This is a genomic window from Roseateles sp. P4_D2, assembly GCF_056401875.1.
Genome location: NZ_JBFUIM010000021.1, coordinates 60,468 through 82,134 on the forward strand (window position 1 = coordinate 60,468; position 21,667 = coordinate 82,134).

General features: G+C 67.2%; 15 protein-coding genes and 1 pseudogene. 10 read left to right on the forward strand and 6 right to left on the reverse strand.

Translation table 11 applies throughout. The annotated features are described in order from the left end of the window. The first annotated feature begins 6 nt into the window (after positions 1-6). A complete protein-coding gene (locus AC1DW0_RS28120; RefSeq protein ID WP_477949336.1) occupies positions 7-5,769 on the forward strand; it encodes an alkaline phosphatase D family protein in 5,763 nt (1,920 codons plus the stop codon). A gap of 3 nt (positions 5,770-5,772) precedes the next feature. Here AC1DW0_RS28120 and hslU read toward each other — a convergent pair whose 3' ends face one another. The 5 genes from hslU to AC1DW0_RS28145 all read right to left on the reverse strand — a co-directional run bounded on the left by hslU (position 5,773) and on the right by AC1DW0_RS28145 (position 11,487). Continuing rightward, positions 5,773-7,098: an ATP-dependent protease ATPase subunit HslU gene (gene hslU / locus AC1DW0_RS28125; protein ID WP_056204628.1), complete on the reverse strand. Its 1,326-nt coding sequence runs from the start codon at positions 7,096-7,098 to the stop codon at positions 5,773-5,775. Next, positions 7,095-7,658, reverse strand: coding sequence for an ATP-dependent protease subunit HslV (hslV, locus tag AC1DW0_RS28130; RefSeq protein ID WP_057296634.1), 564 nt, complete (start codon positions 7,656-7,658; stop codon positions 7,095-7,097). The genes hslU and hslV overlap by 4 nt, the downstream gene beginning before the upstream one ends. A gap of 57 nt (positions 7,659-7,715) precedes the next feature. Beyond that, on the reverse strand, positions 7,716-9,473 hold the full coding sequence (locus AC1DW0_RS28135) for a hypothetical protein (protein ID WP_457319696.1): 1,758 nt from the start codon (positions 9,471-9,473) through the stop codon (positions 7,716-7,718). 168 nt (positions 9,474-9,641) lie between these two features. After that, entirely contained in the window at positions 9,642-10,277 is a 636-nt protein-coding gene (dksA, locus tag AC1DW0_RS28140) for an RNA polymerase-binding protein DksA (protein WP_235532114.1), read from the reverse strand. 157 nt (positions 10,278-10,434) lie between these two features. Continuing rightward, positions 10,435-11,487, reverse strand: a complete 1,053-nt coding sequence (locus AC1DW0_RS28145; RefSeq protein ID WP_056204635.1) for a CobW family GTP-binding protein — start codon at positions 11,485-11,487, stop codon at positions 10,435-10,437. A gap of 114 nt (positions 11,488-11,601) precedes the next feature. Here AC1DW0_RS28145 and AC1DW0_RS28150 point away from each other — a divergent pair, with 114 nt between their 5' ends. The 7 genes from AC1DW0_RS28150 (at position 11,602) to AC1DW0_RS28180 (ending at position 19,422) form a co-directional block, all read left to right on the forward strand. Beyond that, a complete protein-coding gene (locus AC1DW0_RS28150) occupies positions 11,602-12,483 on the forward strand; it encodes an HlyC/CorC family transporter (RefSeq protein ID WP_056204638.1) in 882 nt (293 codons plus the stop codon). Further along, a complete protein-coding gene (gene lnt / locus AC1DW0_RS28155) occupies positions 12,480-13,922 on the forward strand; it encodes an apolipoprotein N-acyltransferase (protein ID WP_457356310.1) in 1,443 nt (480 codons plus the stop codon). Before AC1DW0_RS28150 ends, lnt begins: the two co-directional genes overlap by 4 nt. A 29-nt stretch (positions 13,923-13,951) precedes the next feature. Continuing rightward, a complete protein-coding gene (glyQ, locus tag AC1DW0_RS28160) occupies positions 13,952-14,884 on the forward strand; it encodes a glycine--tRNA ligase subunit alpha (protein ID WP_056204643.1) in 933 nt (310 codons plus the stop codon). Further along, on the forward strand, positions 14,884-17,013 hold the full coding sequence (gene glyS, locus AC1DW0_RS28165) for a glycine--tRNA ligase subunit beta (protein WP_457319691.1): 2,130 nt from the start codon (positions 14,884-14,886) through the stop codon (positions 17,011-17,013). The genes glyQ and glyS overlap by 1 nt, the downstream gene beginning before the upstream one ends. After that, the gene (gene gmhB / locus AC1DW0_RS28170; protein ID WP_477949340.1) at positions 17,006-17,665 is read left to right on the forward strand and encodes a D-glycero-beta-D-manno-heptose 1,7-bisphosphate 7-phosphatase; all 660 of its coding nucleotides are present in this window, start codon (positions 17,006-17,008) and stop codon (positions 17,663-17,665) included. Before glyS ends, gmhB begins: the two co-directional genes overlap by 8 nt. A 141-nt stretch (positions 17,666-17,806) precedes the next feature. After that, a complete protein-coding gene (locus AC1DW0_RS28175) occupies positions 17,807-18,607 on the forward strand; it encodes a lysophospholipid acyltransferase family protein (protein WP_457319689.1) in 801 nt (266 codons plus the stop codon). A gap of 5 nt (positions 18,608-18,612) precedes the next feature. After that, on the forward strand, positions 18,613-19,422 hold the full coding sequence (locus AC1DW0_RS28180) for a M48 family metallopeptidase (protein ID WP_477949343.1): 810 nt from the start codon (positions 18,613-18,615) through the stop codon (positions 19,420-19,422). Positions 19,423-19,757: 335 nt separating this feature from the next. Here the strand turns inward: AC1DW0_RS28180 and AC1DW0_RS28185 are convergent, their stop codons facing one another. Continuing rightward, positions 19,758-20,816, reverse strand: coding sequence for an MBL fold metallo-hydrolase (locus AC1DW0_RS28185; RefSeq protein WP_457319685.1), 1,059 nt, complete (start codon positions 20,814-20,816; stop codon positions 19,758-19,760). A 40-nt stretch (positions 20,817-20,856) separates the two neighbouring features. Between AC1DW0_RS28185 and AC1DW0_RS28190 the strand changes: the two genes are divergently transcribed. Both AC1DW0_RS28190 and AC1DW0_RS28195 read left to right on the forward strand, forming a co-directional pair. Continuing rightward, positions 20,857-21,258, forward strand: a complete 402-nt coding sequence (locus AC1DW0_RS28190; protein WP_056204659.1) for a MerR family transcriptional regulator — start codon at positions 20,857-20,859, stop codon at positions 21,256-21,258. A 154-nt stretch (positions 21,259-21,412) separates the two neighbouring features. After that, positions 21,413-21,667: pseudogene (locus AC1DW0_RS28195) on the forward strand (hypothetical protein); the annotation flags it as partial.

Genomic DNA, 21,667 nt, shown 5'->3' on the forward strand with positions numbered 1-21,667 from the left:
TCGGACATGAACAGCGGCAGCACCACGGCGGCTCCGGCCGCAGGACAACGCCTGTCCCAAGGGCTCGGCGAGCTCTGGACCTCTGACGTCGACAAGCGTCGCTTCGACGTGCTGATCGTCGGCAGCGGCTACGGCGGCAGCATGGCCGCCGCCGAGCTGGCGGGAAGGAGCTCGGGCACCACCGGCAAGCCGTTGCGGATCGGCCTGCTGGAACGGGGCAAGGAATACCTGCCGGGCGAGTTCCCGTCGCACTTCAGCGAGCTGCCGGGACACATGCGCATGGGGCAGCAGCAGACGGGGCGCGTGGGCGGCAAGCACGAAGGCTTGTTCGACCTGCGCCTGGGGGAAGACGTGAACGCTCTCGTCGCGAATGGGCTGGGCGGCGGCTCGCTGATCAATGCGGGCGTGCTGCTGAAGCCAAAGCTGACAGACCTTCCCCCCGGCGATTTGCACGAGCTGGTCTACGAACTGGAGCAGGCCGGGCTGTTCAAGGAGGCCAAGTACCTGTTGGGTGGCTTTGCGATACGCAACAAACGGCAGGTGCGCAACAGAATCACCCTCCACCCGGGCGCCAGCAACAAAAGCGGATTGCCCAAGACCGAGGCACTGAGCAAGCTCTCCAGCCGCGCAGCTGATATGCCGCCCTTGTCGGTAGCCATGGCCAACGAAGCCAATTCGGCGCAGGTCAAGCTCAACCAATGCACGCTCTGCGGCGATTGCATGACAGGCTGCAACATTGGCGCCAAGAACAGCCTGGATGCCAACCTGCTGGAGCTGGCCAAGTGGCGCGAGGCGGAAATCTATACCGGCGCCACGGTGCTGTCCCTGCGACGCAGCGACAAGGACGATCCACACTGGCGAGGCAGGCCCGATTGGGTCGTACGCGTCGTGCATACATCGCCTGCGCTGCAGCAGCGAGAGCCGAAAGAGCTCCACCTGTATGCAGACACGGTCATCCTCGCGGCAGGCACGCTGGGCAGCAGCGAGATCCTGCTGCGCTCCCGCACCGACAAGCTGGTGTTTTCGTCCCGGCTCGGCGAGCGCTTCTCATGCAATGGCGACAACATCGCCGCCGTGGCCCAGATGCCCGAGGCAACAAAGGGCTGCGCGGATGAACAAGTCGGGTTGAAGGATCGAGGGGTCGGCCCGACCATCACCGGCTCCATCACGGTGCCCGTTTCGGCAAAAGTGAAGCGGCCTTTCCGCATCCAGGAGTTCTCGGTACCCGGCCCGCTGAAGCCGTTGTTCGAGCAACTCGTCACCACGGCCAGCTTGATCCACCGCATGCCGGAAGGCGACTCCACAAGGCATGGCGCGGAAGGCGCCGGCACCGATCCCCTGGCCGTGGACTCGACGGCCATGGGCAAGACGCTGCTGGTCGGCGTCATCGGCCACGACGATGCCGCGGGCTCGTTGCACTTGCCGCGGCCGTTGCGCCCGCGCGACCGGCCCGCCGAGCCGGGCACGTTGAGCATTCACTGGCCCGAGGCCCGCAAGGCCCGCGACCTCACCCAGGCGCATGAGGAGCTGGAACGGCGCGCGCTGGATGTGAAGCCGGCCGCCCGGCTCATCGCCAACCCGATGTGGCGGTTGCTGCCGCCCAAGCTGGAGCAACTCGTCACCCAGCCACGCGGCCCCGTGCTGACGGTGCATCCACTCGGTGGCTGCCCCATGGCCAAGACGGCGGCCGATGGCGTGGTTGACCGCTTCGGCCGCGTCTTTGACGCAGGCCGGGAGCGACTGCCCAATGATGAGCCCATCCATGACGGCCTGCTGGTACTGGACGGCTCCATCATCCCGGGGTCGTTGGGAGCCAACCCGGCGCTGACCATCGCCGCGACAGCCTTGCGCGCGGTGCGCCGGCACTGGGAAAGTTTTCCTCCCGCCAGTTCGCTTCCGCCACTGCGCAATCGCCGCATGGCACAGCCGGACGACACCCGCCCCAACGCGCCTTTGCGGCCGACGGAGATCGAGATCGTCGAGCGCCTTGTCGGCACGGTTCCCCTGCAGTTCAACACGACGCTACCCCAACCGCATGTGGTGGAGCTGACGCTGGCCTACGAACGTTTCCATCCCGAGGATCTGCGCACGCCGATGAACCGCAAGGTGGAAGTCAGGCCGGGCCACAGCTCGGTCATCCGCATCTTTGAACAAAGCACCTGGGACGAAAAACACTTGCGCGTGGCCAGTGATGCTCAGCGCGAGCAGCACATCAAATTCAAGGCGGAACTGCGCGGCGATCTGCGCTTCCTGCACCGTGAGCGCTCTTCGTCGCTGAAGCGCCGGTTGCGCACCCTTGTCCCATGGGCGTTGAACCGGGGCCTGCGGGACATCGTCCAGAAGATCAAGGAGCCGAACAAGACCAGCGCCGGCCTGCAGGACTGGCTCGAGTACGCGGGTGACCTGTGGCGCATGGCCTCGCGCGCAGGCGAGGTTCGCCGCTTTGACTACGAGCTCTACGTGGGCAAGGTGCTCATGCCCTGGGAAGACGCAGAGGGCCCTCGCGAAGGCCAGGGCATCTCCGGCGTCAAGCGCCTGACCTACGACCGCCGTGCCAACCCCTGGCACCAGCTCACCCGACTCTCCCTTACGCGCATGCCGGGCATGCCGAACAGCCAGCGGCCCCTCCTTGAACTCGACATGCGCTTTCTCGCCAGCCAGGGCTTCCCGCTGCTGCGCATCACGGGTCAGCAGGACCACGCCCGCGCGCTGCTGGACCTCGCCTGCTTCGGCCTGCTGTGGCTGCGTGTGCTGATCAGCATCCATCTGTGGACCTTCCGCAAGCCCGACACGCCGTCGCTGAAAGAACCCGACCGCTTGCCGCGGCCCATTGCGGGCCTGCCCTCACCCGAGATCACCGAACTGTGGGTGGACCGCATGCCCGGGCCCTACGAGGAAGCCATCCAGGATCCGCGCCCCGCTGCAGGTCGATGCCGGCCCTCGCTCATCGACTTCTGCAAGAACAGCGGCGATGTGCCCGTCAAGATCCGGCTGACCCGCTACCTGCCACCGCCCACCGTGGAGCGCCGCGGTCGGCCGCTGGTCATGCTGCACGGCTACAGCGTGAGCGGCAACACCTTCACACACGAATCATTGGCGCCCAACAGCGCGGCGGAGTTCTTCTGCCGCCAGGGCCGCGAGGTGTGGGTGGTTGACCTGCGCACCAGCACCGCGCTCGCCACCGCCACCTACCCCTGGCCGATGGAGCAGGCCGCGCTGGTCGACATCCCCGCGGCGCTGCTGCACATCCGCAATGCCACCGGCAAGGAAGTCGACGTGCTCGCGCACTGCATCGGCTGCGTGATGCTGAGCATGGCCTTGCTCACCGACCCGCGCAAGGTGCGCTCAGGCGTGACGCAACTCAGCGTCGACTCCTGGCTGACCACGGAGCACCTCGCCACGCTCACCGCTTTCAACGGTGCCGAGCCGCCGGCAAAAGGCGCCAGCCACCCTTGCGTGCACCGCGTCATCCTGAGCCAGAAGGGCCCGCTGCTGCGCTACACCGACAGCAACATCTTCCGCGCCTTCGTGCTGCAGTCGGCCCGGCGGCTGCTGATGAAGGACGACTATCAGTTCCGCCCGCCTCGCGAGCCCAAGGTTGCCGATCAGCTGCTGGACCGCCTGCTGGCGAGCCTCCCCTACCCCGACGCAGACTACGACGTCGAGAACCCGCTGTGGCCCTTCAAGACCACACCCTGGGTCGCCTCGCGCCACCGCATGGACGCGCTCTACGGACGCGACTTCGATGCCGCCAATCTCAGCGATGAGACGCTCGAGGCCATCGACGACCTGTTCGGCCCCATCAACCTGGAGACCGTGGCCCAGACCATCCACTTCACGCGCTTCCAGGTCATCACCAACCAGCGCGGCCGTGGCGAGTTCGTGACGCGTCGACAGCTGCGCGAGCGCTGGAGTCCAATCCCGACCATGATCATCCATGGTCAGCACAACGGGCTGGTCGACGTGAACACGCAGGACCTGCTGGGAAGCCACCTAGCCGGTGCCGGTGTGCGCCTGGACCATCCCAAACCCGATGAGGGGCCGTATGCGAACCTGGGCCATCAGGACGTGCTCATCGGCAGGGATTCGCTTGCTGTCTTCGAAGACCTTGAGCGCTTCCTGAGCTTGAAGGACGACGAGCTTCCTGACCCGCTCGAGCCCGAAGAGGCGAGGCATGTCTTCCTTTCGCCATGGATCGGGCCCCGCATCGCGTTGTCCGACAAGGCGACGAGCGTCGTCCGGCTGGCCTGCATGTCCCACCCCGTTCAGGGTCGGGCGACGCTTTGCCTGTTCCCGGTGTCTCAAGCCGGTGGTCAATTCAAGCTGGGGCAAAACCCGGCCGGCGTGGTCGTCGGCGACGACGACAACAGTGAGCGATGGCTGTTCGCCCAGCCCGCCGTTCCTTCGGACGGCAGCACCGGGTCAGACTATCTCGCCTTGCTGGCGTATGCCCGTGACGAGGTGGTCGACTGCGAGGAAGCATGGCCATTCATCCCGCAGCCGACGTCGGCCAACCCTCCTTCGGGCCTGCGCGCGCTGCTGGTCGCGCAGCCCTTGGAAACCGCCAAGCTCCTTCAGCAAGCCCAGGAGTGGGTGAAGCTCCAGCCCACCGCGGTGCTGCAGAACGCCTTCGTCAAGGCCGGGGCCTTGGCGGCGGCCTTGAGCCAGCACACCGCCACCTCCCCGCAATATGGCACCCGTTTCGCGCTGGCCAGCTGCCAGTACCCCGCCGGCCTCATGGATGGCCCGGTAGCACAGGCCAACCTGCAGCAGCTGGCTGACACCACGCTCGAGGGCCCGCAGGTGGGTTTCGCGCTGCTGGTCGGCGATCAGATCTACGCCGACGCCACTGCCGGCCTCATGGACCCGATGCGCCGCGACGAACGCTACGACCAGCCTCACCAGAAGGCCCTGCGCGCCAGCGGCATGCGCAGCCTGCTGCGCAGCATGCCGGTGCAGATGCTGCTGGACGACCACGAGATCGTAGACAACTGGGAACCCACGCCGGAGAAGGTCGAACAGGCGTGCCCCATTGATGCATTGCGCAACCGCCTGCTGCGGCACCACGGCTTCAGCGCCTTCCGCCGATACCAACGCATGGCCCATGGGCGTTTCAGTCATTCCGCGACCGCCGACATGCATTTCCTGCATGCCGGCTTCCCCTTCTATCTGGCTGACACGCGCACCGGGCGCACGGCACGCGGTTCCACCGTGCCGCAAGCGCAGCAGTCCATCCTGAGCCATCGCCAGGAACAACGCCTGCAGGCCTGGCTCAAGCGCCACCGCGAGGCCGTGAAGTTCGTGGCCACACCCTCCCTGCTGCTGCCCCGCCGCCTGCAGACCAAGCAAGACCCCGCAGGCGGCGCGCGCCACAGCGATGCCTGGGACGGCTTCCCAGCCTCGCTGGAAAGGCTGCTGACCTTCATCGCCGAGAACGGGATCACCAACACGGTGTTCCTGTCGGGCGATGAGCATCACAGCCTGGTCGCGGAGATCGAGATCACCGCGTCGAGCGGCAGGGCGGCGAAGGTCCTCTCCGTCCACAGCTCGGGCCTCTACGCGCCCTTCCCGTTCGCCAACGGCCGTCCGAGCGATCTGGTGCTGAACGAGACCTTCCCGCAAGGCGAGCTGACGGTGAAGGTCACCTCACACCTCGCCCAGACGGGTGATGGTTATGCAATCCTCCACACCAATGGCATCGACCTCGACGTGGAGTTCAGCCGCCCGGGCGGCGCCCCGCCGAAAACCATCAGCAAGCGGCTGGTTTGAACCTCAGAGGATGAACCGACTCAAATCCTCATTTGCCGCCAACGCGCCCAGCTTCGCATCCACCGCGGCCGCATCGATGACCACGGTCTGACCCGAGTTGCGCGGCGCGTCGAAGCTGATCTCGTCGAGCAGCCTTTCCATCACCGTCGCCAGCCGCCGCGCGCCGATGTTCTCGGTGCGCTCGTTCACCTCGAAGGCGATCTCGGCCAGGCGGCGAATGGCCGCGGGCTGCAGGTCCAGCGTGACGCCTTCGGTGGCCAGCAGGGCCTGGTACTGCTTGACGAGGCTGGCGTGGGTGCTGGTCAGGATGGCTTCGAAATCAGCGACCGACAACGAATCCAGCTCGACGCGAATGGGCAGGCGGCCCTGCAGCTCGGGGATGAGGTCGCTGGGCTTGGCCAGGTGGAAGGCGCCACTGGCGATGAAGAGGATGTGGTCGGTCCTGACGAGGCCGTACTTGGTCGACACCGTCGTGCCTTCGACCAGCGGCAGCAGGTCGCGCTGCACGCCCTGGCGCGAGACCTCGGCGCCACCGTGTTCGTTGCGCGATGCCACCTTGTCGATCTCGTCGATGAAGACGATGCCCATCTCCTGGGCATTGGCCAGCGCCGCGGCGCGGATCTCCTCCTCGTTGACGAGCTTGGCCGCTTCCTCTTCGATGAGCAGCCTCATCGCTTCGGCGACCTTGAGCTTGCGCGTCTTCTTCTGAGTGCCGCCGAACTGGCTGAACATGCCCTTCAGTTGTTCGGCCATGTCCTCCATGCCTGGCTGGTTGCCGAAGGGGCCGAGCACTTCCATCGTGGGCCTGGGGGCGAGCAGGTCGAGCTCGATGTCCTTGTCGTCGAGCTGGCCCTCGCGCAGGCGCTTGCGCAGGGTCTGGCGCGTCGCGTTGTCTCCGTCCTGCGAGCTCGGGCTGCCCGGCAACAGTATCTGCAGGATGCGCTCCTCGGCGGCGTCCTCGGCGCGCGTCTGGCAGCGGCGCATGGCCCCCTCGCGCTCCTGCTTTACGGCGACCTCGATGAGGTCACGAATGATGGAGTCCACGTCCTTGCCGACATAGCCGACCTCGGTGAACTTGGTCGCCTCGACCTTGATGAAGGGCGCGCCGGCCAGCTTGGCCAGGCGGCGGGCGATCTCGGTCTTGCCAACGCCGGTCGGGCCGATCATCAGGATGTTCTTGGGCGTGATCTCGCCGCGCAGCTTCTCGTCGACCTGCTGGCGGCGCCAGCGGTTGCGCATCGCGATCGCGACGGCGCGCTTGGCGGCCTGCTGGCCGACGATGTGGCGGTCCAGCTCGGAGACGATTTCCTGGGGGGTCATCGAACTCATTCAAGCACCTCGAGGGTGTGATTCTGGTTGGTGTAGATGCAGATCTCGCCGGCAATCTCGAGCGAGCGCTTGACGATGTCTGACGCGCTCAAATCGGTGTGCGCCAGCAAGGCCTTGGCGGCGGCCTGGGCGTAGGCGCCGCCAGAGCCGATGGCGACGATGCCCTGCTCGGGCTCCAGCACATCGCCGTTGCCGGTGATGATCAGCGACGCGGTCTTGTCAGCCACGGCCAGCATGGCTTCCAGCCGGCGCAGCACGCGGTCGGTGCGCCAGTCACGCGTCAGCTCGACCGCCGCGCGCACCAGGTGGCCCTGGTGCTTTTCCAGCTTGGCCTCGAAACGTTCGAACAGCGTGAAGGCATCCGCCGTGGCACCCGCGAAGCCCGCCAGGACCTGGTCACGGTAGAGCTTGCGCACCTTGCGCGCGCTGGCCTTGACGACGATGTTGCCCAGGGTCACCTGGCCATCGCCGCCGATGGCGACCTGCCAACCGGTGGGCGTCTGGCGGCGCACTGAAACAATGGTTGTGCCGTGATAGACGGCAGAAGATTCTGAAGACATAGGCCGTCCCAGTTGAGGTTCAGCCGCGGTTTCGCAAGGTCGGCCGCGGCCGCGGGATCAGTTGATCCGCACCTTGACCTTGGCATGCTCGTTGATGCCCATCGCGCCGAAAAACAGCGCGACCAGCCGGTGGGCGTCGGTGAAGACGACCATGCGGTTCTCGGTCCGGCGCTGCAGCACCCAGTTCAACAGGTCGCCGGCGGCCATGAAGTCCAGCCGGATCAGCTTGGTGCAGGAGATGTTGATGATGCTGGCGTCGCCGACCTCGGTGGACAGCGTGCGCAGGCTGTCGGAGATATCGCCGCTCATCTGGCCCATCAATTCGAGCTGGGCCAGGCTGGCCTCGGCAACGCTCGTGTCGAGGAAAGTCGACTGCGCCTCGCTCTGCATCGAGCTCGTGGCCGGGCTGTTGGTCGACGAGCCTTCGCCGCCGATGCGCACGCGGCACTTGGCGCGCTCCCAGGACGGCGGCGAGACCTCGTAGGTCACGCAGTAGTCGATGGCGGCCTCGTCGAACTGATCGGGTCGGTTGGCCAGGCGCAACGCTTCCAGCCGCAGCATCCAGAGCACCGGGTCGGTGTCGCGTTCGCCCACTGGCGCCAGCTCCTTGAGCTGGTTCAGGAAGCGGTCGCCGCCCACCCATCGCTGGTCGACCTGCTGCTGGGCCCAGACCCGAAACAGCTGGCGCATCTGGATGGCGGCCTCGATCTCGATCTCTTCCAGCGGGCCCCAGTCGAAGACCCAAGGCATGGGCAGGGTCTCGCTGCGCTTTTGCAGCAGCGTCACATCCTCGGCTCTCACGGTGGAGGGCGCCGTCCAGCTGACCTGGCTGGCCTTGGCCATGGGCGAGCGGTTGGACTGGCGTGTCGATTCGGCCACCAGCTTGGGCATGGAGAACCACTGCGGTGCCGACAGGCCGAACTGCTGGGCGTACTCGACGGCCAGCGCCTCGAACTTGCCCTGAGCGCCGGTGGCGCGGTAGTGGTCGAACAGCACCAGCCAGGTCTCGCCGTGCAGATTGCGGCTGCCGCCCGGGCGCACGAGCTCGGTCAGGGCACGCTCGCTGTTCTCGTAATCGGCGTTCGCAAACGCGATGACGGCCTCGTCGAGCTCGGGGTCGTGCACGACCTCCTGCACCTCGACATCGGGCGTGGACTCGGCCAGCGTGAAGGACAGCGGCATGTCCAGCGGCGGCAGGTCGGGCAGGCGGCTGGGCGGCGAGTCGGACAGCGGCGGGATGGCCGCGCCCATGGTCACGGCAGCCGGCGGCGTCGGCGCCTGCAGGCGCTGCACCTCACGCGGCGTCGAGAACTCGCTGACCCGGCCGCCGTTGGCCTCGGCAGGCGACGGCGTCGCGACGGAGGACGAGAAGGCCACCGGCCGCGTGCTGGTGTCGAAGAACCCGGGCTGCTGCTTGGGCACAGCCTGCGTCGTCGCAAAGCTCTCGCCCACCATCTGCTGCTCGATCTCGTCGATCTTGGCCTTCACGCCCAGATCGATCTTGGAATTGGGCTCGCTGATGCGCTCGTCGTCGCCCATCCGGGACGGCGACGAGGCCAGGGCCGCGAGCTGCTCAGGTGTCAGGCCCTCGCGGCGGATGCGGCGCAGCATGTCGAGCTCGCGCTTGCGCACGAAATCGTTGCGGCGCTTGCGCTCCACCATCGCACGCAGTTCGGCCTTGGCAAGGTCGCCCTCGGGGTCGTCCTGGCGCGAATTGATCTCGGCCCAGTCCGTCGTGGGGTTGGCCACGAAGCGCGCCACCTTGCGGAAGAAGCTGTCGCCTTCCTTCGGGTCTGCGGGCTTGGATTCGGACATGTCTGGACTATGCCTCGTGGAAACGAACGGGTGTCAGCGACCCACGGGCCGAGCGCCGGGCCGCTCCCAAGCCGGCCCGCCCAGGTGATGTGCTTGCGGCTCAACGCCGCAAGCATCGCCGTCCCCTCGGGGGACCGGCCAAGTTTCACCTTGGACGAGGGGCTCCATTCAGTCCCCGAACATTTTTTGCTTGAGCTCGCGGCGCTGCTGCGCTTCGAGCGACAGCGTGGCCGTCGGGCGGGCGATGAGGCGGCCCAGGCCAATGGGCTCGCCGGTCTCGTCGCAGTAGCCGTACTCGCCGGTGTCCAGTCGCGCGATGGATTGCACGATCTTCTTCAGAAGCTTGCGCTCGCGGTCACGGGTGCGCAGCTCCAGGGCGTGTTCTTCCTCGATCGTGGCGCGGTCGGCCGGATCGGGGACGATGGTCGTGTCCTCGCGCAGATGCTCGGTCGTCTCGCCCGCATTGGACAGCACGCCGTCCTTCAGCTCGGTCAGCTTGGCGCGAAAGAACTCGATCTGCTTCGCGTTCATGTACTCCGAGTCCGGCATGGCCAGCACCTCGGCGTCCGTCAGCTCGGCGCCCGATTTGGTCTTCCAGGCGTTGACCAGCTTGGGGTCGCCTTTGGCGGCCACGCGCGGCGTCTCGTCGACATGGCCAGCGCCACGCACGGGGGGCTTGGGCGGAGCGAACCGGTCGGCGAACCGGTTGGCTGGCGCGGGCGCCTCGAGCATCGCGACGTCGGCGCCGGGGTCAGTCTTCTTGGCGCCCTTGGGGGCGGTTTTGGGGGCCGGGGTCTTGCTCACTGTCTTCTCCTCGCTCAGGGCTTGCATCGGCGCGGTGTCAGACCTTGATCCCACTGCTTTTCAGCCGGCTGCCCAATTTTGAGCGCGGCGGATTGTAGCCACAGGGAATCTTCAGCCTTCACCCCCCGGGAAACGGTGCTCCCGGGGCAAAAAAACATCACGCCAAGCAGCCTTCCAAGCCTTGCATCAGTACCTCTTTTGGCAGGTCGATACCAATGAACACCATCTTGCTCTGCTTTTTCTCTCCCGGCATCCACTTCGGGCCGAGATCGGAGCCCATCATCTGATGCACGCCCTGGAAGATGACCTTCTTGTCCGTGCCTTTCATGTGTAGGACACCCTTGTATCTGAGCATCTTGGGACCGTAGACCTGCACGATGGCGCCCAGAAAGTCCTCCAGCTTGGCCGGGTTGAAAGGCTTGTCGGCACGAAAGACGAAGCTTTTCACGTCGTCATCATGGGCATGGTGGTGGGGATGGTCGCAATGCTCGCCATGTTCATGATCGTGATCATGGTGATGATGGCCGTGGTCGTGAGCGTCCGCTTTGAGGAAATCCGGGTCGATCTCCAGCTTGGCGTTCAGATTGAAACCGCGCAGGTCGAACACCTTGGCCAGGGCCACCTCGCCGAAATGGGCGGTCTGGATGGGTGCCCGCGGGTTCATGTGCTTGATGCGGTGCACCAAGGCCTCGACGGCCGCCGGCTCGACCAGATCGGCCTTGCTGATGAAGATCTGGTCGGCAAAACCCACCTGCATGCGCGCTTCCTGGCGACTGTTGAGCTGCTCCTCGGCGTGCTTGGCGTCCACCAGCGTCAGCACCGAGTCCAGCAGATAGCTCTCGGCGATCTCGTCGTCCATGAAAAAGGTCTGGGCGACCGGGCCGGGGTCGGCCAGGCCGGTGGTCTCGATGACGACGCGCTCGAAGTCCAGCTCGCCCTTGCGGCGCTTGGCGGCCAGATCGGACAGGGTCGTACGCAGGTCCTCGCGGATGGTGCAGCAGACGCAGCCGTTGTTCATCTGGATGATCTGCTCGTTGGTGTCGGACACCAGGATGTCGTTGTCGATGTTCTCTTCGCCGAACTCGTTCTCGATGACGGCGATCTTCTGGCCATGGGCCTCGGTCAGCACCCGCTTGAGCAGCGTGGTTTTGCCGGCACCGAGGAAGCCGGTCAGGATGGTGGCGGGAATGAGGCCTTGGGGCTTGGACATGATGGGAACCGTTTTCGTCGAAGGCGGCAGATATGGGGGCTGGGAGGCCCAGCACAAGGTTTTGTCAAATCAATCGGCTATTCTGTCCCTTCCGCAATACCCTGACAGCTCCCCTTGAGCGAACCGCATTCAGGCAGGCCCCCAGTTCGCGGGGCCGCCAAACACCCGCCCGAGGCCCGTGGCCTGCTGGAGCGCATGCTGGAGTTCCTGCACCCCGGCCCCGACTCCAAGAGCGAACTGATCGATACCCTGGCCGACGCCGAGCAGCGCGAGCTGATCGAGCCCGAGTCGCGCCAGATGCTGGAAGGCGTGCTGCGCATGGCCGAGCTGTCGGCCGGCGACGCCATGGTGGCCGCACCGCGCATGGACCTGCTGGACATCGACGCGCCCTATGACGAGCTGCTTGGTCTCGTCATCGACACCGGCCATTCGCGCTTCCCCGTCTTCGAGGGCAGCCGCGACAACATCATGGGCATCCTGCTTGCCAAGGACCTGCTCAAGATGCAGCGCGCGCCTGAGCTGAACCTGCGCGCCCTGCTGCGCCCGACGGTCTTCGTGCCCGAGAGCAAGGGCCTGAACGAGCTGCTGCGCGACTTCCGCTCCAACCGCAACCACCTGGCCATCGTCATCGACGAGTTCGGCAACACCGCCGGCCTCATCACCATCGAAGACGTGCTCGAAGAAATCGTCGGCGAGATCGAGGACGAGTTCGACGACAAGGATGGCGAATCCGGCATCTACACCCTGGCCGACGGCAGCCAGCGCATCGCCGGCGACGCGACCATCGCGGCCGTCAACGGCAGCTTCAACCTGGCCTTGCCGGACAACGACTTCGACACCATCGGCGGCCTCATCGCCCATGAGCACGGCCGCGTGCCGCGCCGCGGCGAGACCGTGCAGGTGGGCGGCCTGAACTTCGCCGTCATGCTGACCCGCGGCGGCGCGGTGCGCTGGTTCAAGGTCACGCGCGCCCCCGAAGACGAGACCGAGGCGTGAAGGGCGCGAGGGCTGCGGCTGTCGCACTGGCCGCAGGCCTGCTGCACACGGCCTCATTCGCGCCCACCGGCGCCTGGTATCTGCAGCCCATCGCGCTGGCGCTGCTGTTCGCCACCGTCGAGCAGGCCACGCCCCGGTTTGCGGCCCTCGTCGGCGCGCTGTTCGGCTTTGGCTGGCTGGCCTCGGGCCTGTGGTGGCTGCATATCAGCATGCACCAGTTCGGCGGTATCCCCTGGCTGCTGGCCGCGCTGGCGGTGGCATTGCTGGCGGCCTTTCTCAGCGGCTTCTACGCGCTGGCCCTGGGCCTGACCGCGCGCTGGATCGCGCCGGGCCGCTGGCGGCTGCTGGCTTTTGCGCCAGCCTGGCTGCTGGCCGAGCTGGCACGGGCGACCTGGCTCAGCGGCTTCCCGTGGATCGCGGCGGGTTATGCCCACACCGTCGGCCCGCTGGCGGGCTGGGCGCCCTGGGTGGGGGTCTACGGCATCTCCGCGCTGGCAGCGCTGGCGGCCGCCGGCCTGGTATGGCTAAAGCGCGGAGCCGTTGCCTGGGCCGCGCCTGCGCTCCTGATCCCGCTGGCCGGCCTGCTGCTGCCGCAGGACTTCACGACCTCCACGGGCCGCCTGGCCCTCTCCCTGGTCCAGCCCAGCATCCCGCAGGACCAGAAGTTCGACCCGGCCCGCTTCGCCGCCAATCTGGAGTTGCTGGCCCGGCTCATCGAGTCCGCGCGCGGCCAGGTCGTCATCACGCCCGAATCGGTCGTGCCGCTGCCGCTGGCTGAGCTGGACCGCGCCACCCTCGTGCGCCTGGCCCGCCCCGAACGCCCCGCACTGCTCGGCGCCTTCCTCGGCAATGCCGACGAGGGCTTCGTCAATTCCGTCGTCGCCCTGGGCAGCGACTACCACTACGGCAAGCGCCATCTGCTGCCTTTCGGCGAGTTCATCCCGCCGGGCTTTGGCTGGTTCGTGCATGCCATGAACATCCCGCTGGACGACCAGGCCCGCGGCGACCACCAGCGCCCCTGGGCCGTCGCCGGCCAGAGGCTGCGGCCGCTGATCTGCTACGAGGATCTGTTCGGCGAGGACTTCGTGCAGAGCGCCGTCGGGCCCGACGCGGCGACCGCCTTCGTCAACGTCAGCAACCTGGCCTGGTTCGGCACCGTCATGATCCAGGACCAGCATCTGCAGTTCTCGCAGATGCGCGCTCTCGAGTTCCAGCGCCCCGTCGCGCGCTCGACCAACACCGGCGCCACTGCCCTTGTTGACCATCACGGCCACATCACCGCCCGGCTGCCCGCCCTGCAGCGCGGCGTGCTGGAGGTCGAAGTCGACGGCCGCAGCGGCTCCACGCCCTATGCCCGCTGGCTGGCCGCGCTGGGGCTTTGGCCGCTCTGGCTTTTGTCCCTGTTGGCCCTGGCGGGCGTGCGCAGGGCGGCCTCATAGAATCGGCCACCCCCTCTCCCCCTCGCCTCATGCTGACCTTCCAGCAAATCATCCTGACCTTGCAGGACTATTGGTCCAAGCAAGGCTGCGCCCTGCTCCAGCCCTACGACATGGAAGTCGGCGCCGGCACCAGCCACACCGCCACCTTCCTGCGCGCCCTCGGCCCCGAGCCCTGGAAGGCCGGGTATGTGCAGCCCAGCCGCCGCCCCAAGGACGGCCGCTACGGCGACAACCCGAATCGGCTGCAGCACTACTACCAATATCAGGTGGTGCTCAAGCCCGCGCCGGCCAACATCCTGGAGCTGTATCTCGGCTCGCTGGAGGCCCTCGGCTTCGACCTGAAGAAGAACGACGTGCGCTTCGTCGAGGACGACTGGGAGAACCCGACGCTCGGCTGCTGGGGCCTGGGTTGGGAGGTGTGGCTGAACGGCATGGAGGTCACGCAGTTCACCTACTTCCAGCAGGTCGGCGGCATCGACTGCAAGCCCATCACCGGCGAGATCACCTACGGCCTGGAGCGCCTGGCGATGTACTTGCAGGGCAAGGAATCGGTCTATGACCTGGTCTACACCGACGGCCTGACTTATGGCGACGTGTTCCACCAGAACGAAGTGGAGCAGTCGACCTACAACTTCGAGCACAGCGATGTGGACTTCCTGCTGTCGGCCTTTGCCGCGCATGAAAGGAAGAGCCAGGAGCTGATGGTCGAGAAGCTCGCCCTGCCCGCCTACGAGCAGCTGCTGAAGGCCGCCCACAGCTTCAATCTGCTGGATGCCCGCGGCGCCATCAGCGTGACCGAGCGCGCGGCCTACATCGGCCGCATCCGCAACCTGGCCCGCGCCGTTGCGCAGAGCTATCTGGACAGCCGCGCGCGCCTCGGCTTCCCGATGGCCCCCAAGGCCTGGGCGGATGAGGTCGTTGCGCAGATCGAACTGAAGAACAGCAAGAAGGCGGCCGCTTGATGAATCTGCTCGTTGAACTGTTTGTCGAAGAGCTGCCGCCCAAGGCGCTGAAGAAGCTCGGCGAGTCCTTCGCCAGCGTGTTGGCCGACAGCCTCAAGGCCCAGGGCCTCGCCGCTGCGGACGCCGCCGTCACGTCGTTCGCGTCGCCGCGCCGCCTCGGCGTGCATGTGGCCAACGTCGCCGCCAAGGCCGCCGACAAGGCCGTGCAGCAGAAGCTGATGCCGGTCGCCGTCGCCCTCACCGCTGATGGCCAGGCCACGCCCGCGCTGCTGAAGAAGCTGGCCTCCATCGGCGCCGGCCCCGAAGTCGTGCCGCAACTCAAGCGCTTGCCCGACGGCAAGGCCGAGGCGCTGTTCTGGGACAGCATGCAAGCCGGCGCCACGCTCGCGCAGGGCCTGCAGAAGGCGCTGGATGAAACCCTCGCCAAGCTGCCCATCCCCAAGGTCATGAGCTATCAGCTCGAAGACGGCTGGACCGACGTGAAGTTCGTGCGCCCGGCCCATGGCCTCGTCGCGCTGCACGGCAGCGAGATCGTGCCCGTGCAGGCCCTGGGCCTGACTGCCGGCCGCACGACCTGCGGCCATCGCTTTGAAGCCGCCCAGCCCACGGTCAGCATTGAATCGGCCGACAGCTATGCCACTCAACTGCGTGACCAGGGCGCCGTCATCGCCGGTTTTGCCGAGCGGCGCGCCGAGATCGCGCGCCAACTCAAAGGCGCGGCCGATGCGCTGAGCCTCACGCCCATCGATGACGCGGCCCTGCTCGACGAAGTCACCGCCCTCGTCGAGCGCCCCAATGTGCTGACCTGTGCGTTCGAGGCCGAGTTCCTGGCCGTGCCGCAGGAGTGCCTCATCCTGACGATGAAGGCCAACCAGAAGTACTTCCCGCTGCTGGACTCTCACGGCAAGTTGACCCGCCACTTCCTGGTCGTCAGCAACATCGCGCCCGCCGACGCCGGCGCCGTCGTGCAAGGCAACGAGCGCGTCGTGCGCCCGCGCCTGGCCGACGCCAAGTTCTTCTTCGACCAGGACCGCAAGAAGAAGCTCGAAGACCGCCTGCCGGGCCTGGCCAAGGTCGTGTACCACGGCAAGCTGGGCAGCCAGGGCGAGCGCGCCGAGCGCGTCAGGTCGATCGCGCATGCCATCGTCAACCAGCTGAGCATGGCGACCCTGCCCTACACAGTCGACGCCGACGACGAGTTCAAGGTGCTGGACAGCAAGGTCCAGCAGGCCAGCCAGCTCGCCAAGTGCGACCTGCTGACCGACATGGTCGGCGAGTTCCCCGAGTTGCAGGGCATCATGGGCGGCTACTACGCCCGCCACGAAGGCCTGCGCGACGGCGTCGCCATCGCCATCGAGGACCACTACAAGCCGCGCTTCGCCGGCGACGCGCTGCCGCGCAACCACACCGGCACCGTCGTGGCGCTGGCCGACAAGCTGGAGACGCTGGTGGGCCTGTTCGGCATCGGCCAGCTGCCCACCGGCGACAAGGACCCGTTCGCACTGCGCCGCCATGCGCTGGGCGTCATCCGCATCCTCGTCGAGAAGAACCTGCCGCTGGACCTGCCGGCGCTGATCGACGCGGCCGTGCCGGCCTTCGGCGAGCTCATCGAGAACCCACGTGAGGCGCTGCTTTCCTTCTTTGCCGATCGCCTCGCGGTCAGCTTGCGTGACCAGGGTTACAGCGCCCAGGAAGTCGACGCCGTGCTGGCGCTGAACCCCGCTCGCCTGGGTGACGTGCCGCGCCGTCTCGAAGCCGTGCGTGCCTTTGCCGCCCTGGCCGAAGCGGCGTCGCTCGCGGCTGCCAACAAGCGCGTCGGCAACATCCTGAAGAAGGTCGAGGGCGAACTGCCCCACGCCATCAACGATGCGCTGCTGAAGGAAGCCGCCGAGCAGGCCCTGGCCGCCGCGATTGCCGAAGTCCAACCCACTGCCGACCTGCTGTTCGAGCAGCATGACTACACCGGTTCGTTGAAGGCCCTGGCCGCGCTCAAGGGCCCGGTCGACGCCTTCTTCGACGACGTGATGGTCAACGCCGAGGACCCGCTGCTCCGCGCCAACCGGCTGGCCCTGCTGGGCCGCCTGCACGCCGCCATGAACCGGGTCGCCGACCTGTCGCGCCTTGCCTAAAGCCTCCATGCGCGCCGACCACGCCCACGGCATGAAGCTCGTCATCCTCGGGCGGGACGGCACGATCAACCGCTACCGCGACGACCACGTCAAGGCGCCGGAGGAACTCGACCCGCTGCCGGGGGCGCTGGAGGCCGTCGCGCGCCTCAATCACGCCGGCTGGCACACGGTGCTGGCGACCAACCAGGCCGGCATTGGCCGCGGCCTGCTGGACATGGCCTCGCTGAATGCCGTGCACATCCGCCTGAACCAGTTGCTGGCCGAAAAGGGCGGGCGCCTGGACGCGGCGTTCTTCTGCCCGCACACGCCCGAAGAAGGCTGCGACTGCCGCAAGCCCCTGCCCGGCCTCATCCAGCAGATTGGCGAGCGCTTCGACGTTGCGCTCGCCACCATCCACATGGTCGGCGCGTCGCTGACCGACCTGCTGACGGCGCAGAACGCCGGCTGCATGCCCCACCTCGTGCTGACCGGCCCCTTCGGCAGCCTCGGCACCAACGAACTCGCCAACCTGCTCGTGCAGGTGCCCACGGCCCGCGTGCACGACGACCTGATGAGCTTTGCCGAAGCCATCATCCAGGAGGAGCGCCGCCGCGTTGCCGTGCAGCGCGGCCAGGTTCTGACCCCCGACACCCAGGCCGGAGACCTGAACTGAAGTGATGAGCCCACCCCCTACCGGCTTCGCCGGCCCCCTCAAGGGGGCGATGCCAGCAGCCCGGCAAAGCCGGTTCTGCGGCATCCGCTTGGCCATGCACTCTGGCGCCACCGTTGCGCACCTATTGATTCGGAAGTCCTGATGGCAACGCTATTGAGCGCTATCCGCTCGCTGATCTTTGTCCTGGTTCTCGTCGTCACCGTCATCCCCTGGGCGACCGGTGTCGTCATCCTGTCCATCTTCCGCCGCGGCGACCCGGTCTACTGGGCTTGTGCCGGCTGGCTCAAGGTCGCCATCTGGAGCGCGCGCCTCATCTGCGGCATCCGCTGGCGCATCCAGGGCATGGAGAACCTGCCGTCGGCTTCGGACCGCCGCGCCGGCGTCGTGCTGCTGTCCAAGCACCAGAGCACGTGGGAGACCTTTGCCTACCCGGCCCTGCTCAGCCATCCGCTGGCCTATGTCTTCAAGCGCGAACTGCTCTACGTGCCCTTCTTCGGCTGGGCGATGGCGCGCATGGACATGATCCACATCGACCGTGGCCGCCGCACGGAGGCCTGGAACAAGGTGCTCAGCCAGGGCAAACGCCTCGGTGGCCAGGGCAACTGGGTCATCATGTTCCCCGAAGGCACGCGCATCCCGCGCGGCCAGGTCGGCGACTACAAGACCGGCGGCACCCGCCTGGCCATCGAGGCCGGCCTGCCCGTCGTGCCCATCGCCGCGACGGCGGCGCGCTGCTGGCCACGCAAGAGCTTCCTGCTGCGTCCGGGCGTGGTGGACATCTCCATCGGCCGGCAGATCCGCCCCGAAGGCCGCTCGCCAGCCGAGCTGATGAACGAGGTCAAGGACTGGATCGAATCCGAGATGCGCCGCCTCGACCCCGAGGCCTATGCCAACCCTCCGTCCGCCGGCGTCGCCGGCGACGCGGCGGCGAACCAACGCTGATCACCATGCCCGCCAAGCGCCCGGCCCCACTCCTGCAGGACAGCCAGCTGTCACTGTTCGACGTGGAGCCGGAGATCACGCCAGCCGAGCCCGGCGCGCCGCGCGCGCGGCGTGAGCTGCTGCTGGGCCAGCATCGCATCGGCTATGAACTCAAGCGCGCGCGCCGGCGCTCGATCGGCTTCGTCGTCGGGCCGCAGGGCCTGCGCGTCAGCGCACCGCGCTGGGTGCCCATCAACGAGATCGAACGCGCCCTGCATCACAAGGGCGATTGGATCCTGCGCAAGCTCGTCGAGCAGCGCGAACGCCAGCAGCGCATCCAGGCGTCGCGCATCGAGTGGCTGGACGGCGGCCGCCTGCCCTATCTCGGCGAAGCGTTGACGCTGGTGCTGGCGCCTGGCGAGCGCGAGGTGGTGTGGGATGCCGCCACGCGCCAATTGCGCCTGCCCTTGCCGCCGGGCGCCTCGGCCGAGCAGATCCGCGACCTGGCCCAGTCCTGGTTGCAGGCGCGCGCGCGCGAGGACTTCCTGCCGCGCTGCCGCCAGTTCGCCGACCAGCTCGGCGTGGCCATGAAGTCGCTGCGCCTGTCCTCGGCGCAGACCCGCTGGGGCAGCGCCAGCGCCGACGGCTCCATCCGCCTGAACTGGCGCCTCATCCATTTCGCGCCGGCCATCATCGACTACGTCGTCGCCCATGAACTGGCCCATCTGCGCGAGATGAACCACAGCCCGGCGTTCTGGGACACGGTGCGCTCGGTGCTGCCCGATTTCGAGCGCTCGCGCGATGCGCTGCGTGAGGAATCCATCGTGGTTCAGTAGGCCCCTCGTCCAGTCTGGCCCGGCTGAACGCCGGCCAACCTGGCCGGTCCCCCTGGGGGACGGCGATGCTTGCAGCATTGAGCTGCAAGCACATCGCCAAGGCGGGCCGGCTTGGGGCGGCCCGGCACTCGGCCCGAAAGACGCCGCAATGGCTTGCATGTGAATACTACCGAGCCACGGTCACCCTGCCGCCTTCACAAAGCGCAACACTTCGTCTGACGCTGTCACACAGGTACCCGCAGCCGGCCCAGCCGGAGGGAGTGAAGGTACCGCGCTAAGCCGGACCGCCGCCGCACGATCTTGATCGTCGGCGGCGTTTCTCTTTGGCGCCGGCGTCAGCCGGGCAAGAAGCGGTAGACGCCGTCGGCGCCCAGTTCGCGCTTCAGCTCGCCCTTGAGCCACAACGCGTGCAGGTGAGCGATCGCCTCGCCCATCGCGAACGTCGTCTGGTGCAGATCGAGCTTGCGCTTGAACAGCACGGGCAGCAGGCCGGCCGCATGCGTCGGTTCGGCGCGGCAGGCGGCGATGACCTCGGCGAGGCGCTCGTCATGGTGCTCCTGCAACTGGTCGATGCGCTCATGCAGGCCGGTGAAGGGCTTGCCGTGCGAGGGCAGCACCAACGTGTCGGCCGGCAGCTCCAGGTAGCGCTTGAGTGAGTCCAGATAGAGCGTCAGCGGGTCGGCCTCGGGCTCGACGTCGACGACGGAAACATTCGTCGAAATGCGCGGCAGCACCATGTCGCCGCTGATCAGCAGCTTGGCTTCTTCGCAGAACAGGCTGATGTGCTCGGGCGCGTGGCCGTAGCCGGCGATGCAGCGCCAGGTGCGCCCGCCGATGTCGATCTCGCTGCCATCCATCAGCCGCCGGTAGCTGGCCGGCACGACCGGCACCATCTTGGGGTAGTAGTCGGCACGGGCGCGGATCTTCTCCAGCGACTCCGGGTCGGTCAGGCCATGGCTGCCAAAGAAGGCCGCTGCCGAAGCGCCGCCCATGCCCACCGTCGAGCCACTGGCCAGGCGGGCGAGGTTGTAGTCGGTCGCGCTCATCCACAACCGGCAGTTCCATTTCTCGGTCAGCCAGTGCCCGAGCCCGAGGTGGTCAGGGTGGAAGTGCGTCGCAATGACACGCAGCACGGGCAAACCGTCCAGGTGCGCGGCAAACACCTGCTCCCAGTTGGCGCGTGTGTCGTCGCTGGCGATGCCGCAGTCGACGATGGTCCAGCCCTCGCGACCATCGAGACGGTCACGCAGCAGCCACAGGTTGATGTGGTCCAGCGCAAAGGGCAGGCCCATGCGCACCCAGCGCACGCCGGGTGCCAGGTCCAGCGCCTCGCCGGGTTGGGGCAGGGTATCGCCCAGGGGGTAATGCAGTTCGGATTCGCGTGGATTGGCCATGACCGCTCTAGACTGACGTTTACGTCAATTGAGTGTAGCCATGCCCTCCCGCCGACCTGTCCCCGCCGCGACCGAAACGACCTACACGATCACTGAACTCGCCGCCGAGTTCGACATCACGCCGCGTGCGATCCGCTTCTACGAGGACATGGGCCTGCTGGAGCCTGGCCGCAAGGGCCGCAACCGCGTCTACACGCCGCGCGACCGCACCCGGCTGAAGCTCACGCTGCGCGGCAAACGCCTGGGCCTGGCCCTGCAGGAGATCAAGCAGCTCGTCGACATGTATGACAGCCAGGCCAGCGCCGCGCCCCAGTTGCGGGCCTTCCTCACCATCCTGGCGCAGCACCGCCAGCAGCTCGAACAGCAGCGCCACGACATCGAAGTCACGCTGGCCGAGATCCAGCAGCACGAGAAGCGTTGCCGCGCCTTGCTGGGGTCTTGAACCATCGGCCAAGCGTGACGCTTTGCCGGGAGCGGCTTCAAATTGCGTCGCATGCGGGACAAACCCCGCTGACGCCATCCCACAGTCTGACTAGAGTCCGCCCCTCGACCGAGGTGGCATTTGCCACCGGCCGAAATGTCTTTGTGGAGCTGTCATGACACTCGGACCGCGCCGTACCCTGGCGCTTGCCCTGCCCGCCATCGCGGGCGCCCTGCTGATGCTGGCCCAAGCGGCCAGCGCCCAACAAGAAGCACCCAAGGCCGAGAGCCTCGAGCGTGCGCAGAAGGCGGCCGACGCCGTCTTCCACTGGATCAAGCTCAACGCCGACAAGGGCGCCAACCGTCAGGCGCCCGCACCAGCGCCGGCGCCAGCCGCCGCGCCGCGCAAGCCGGCTCCGGCTCCCGTGGCG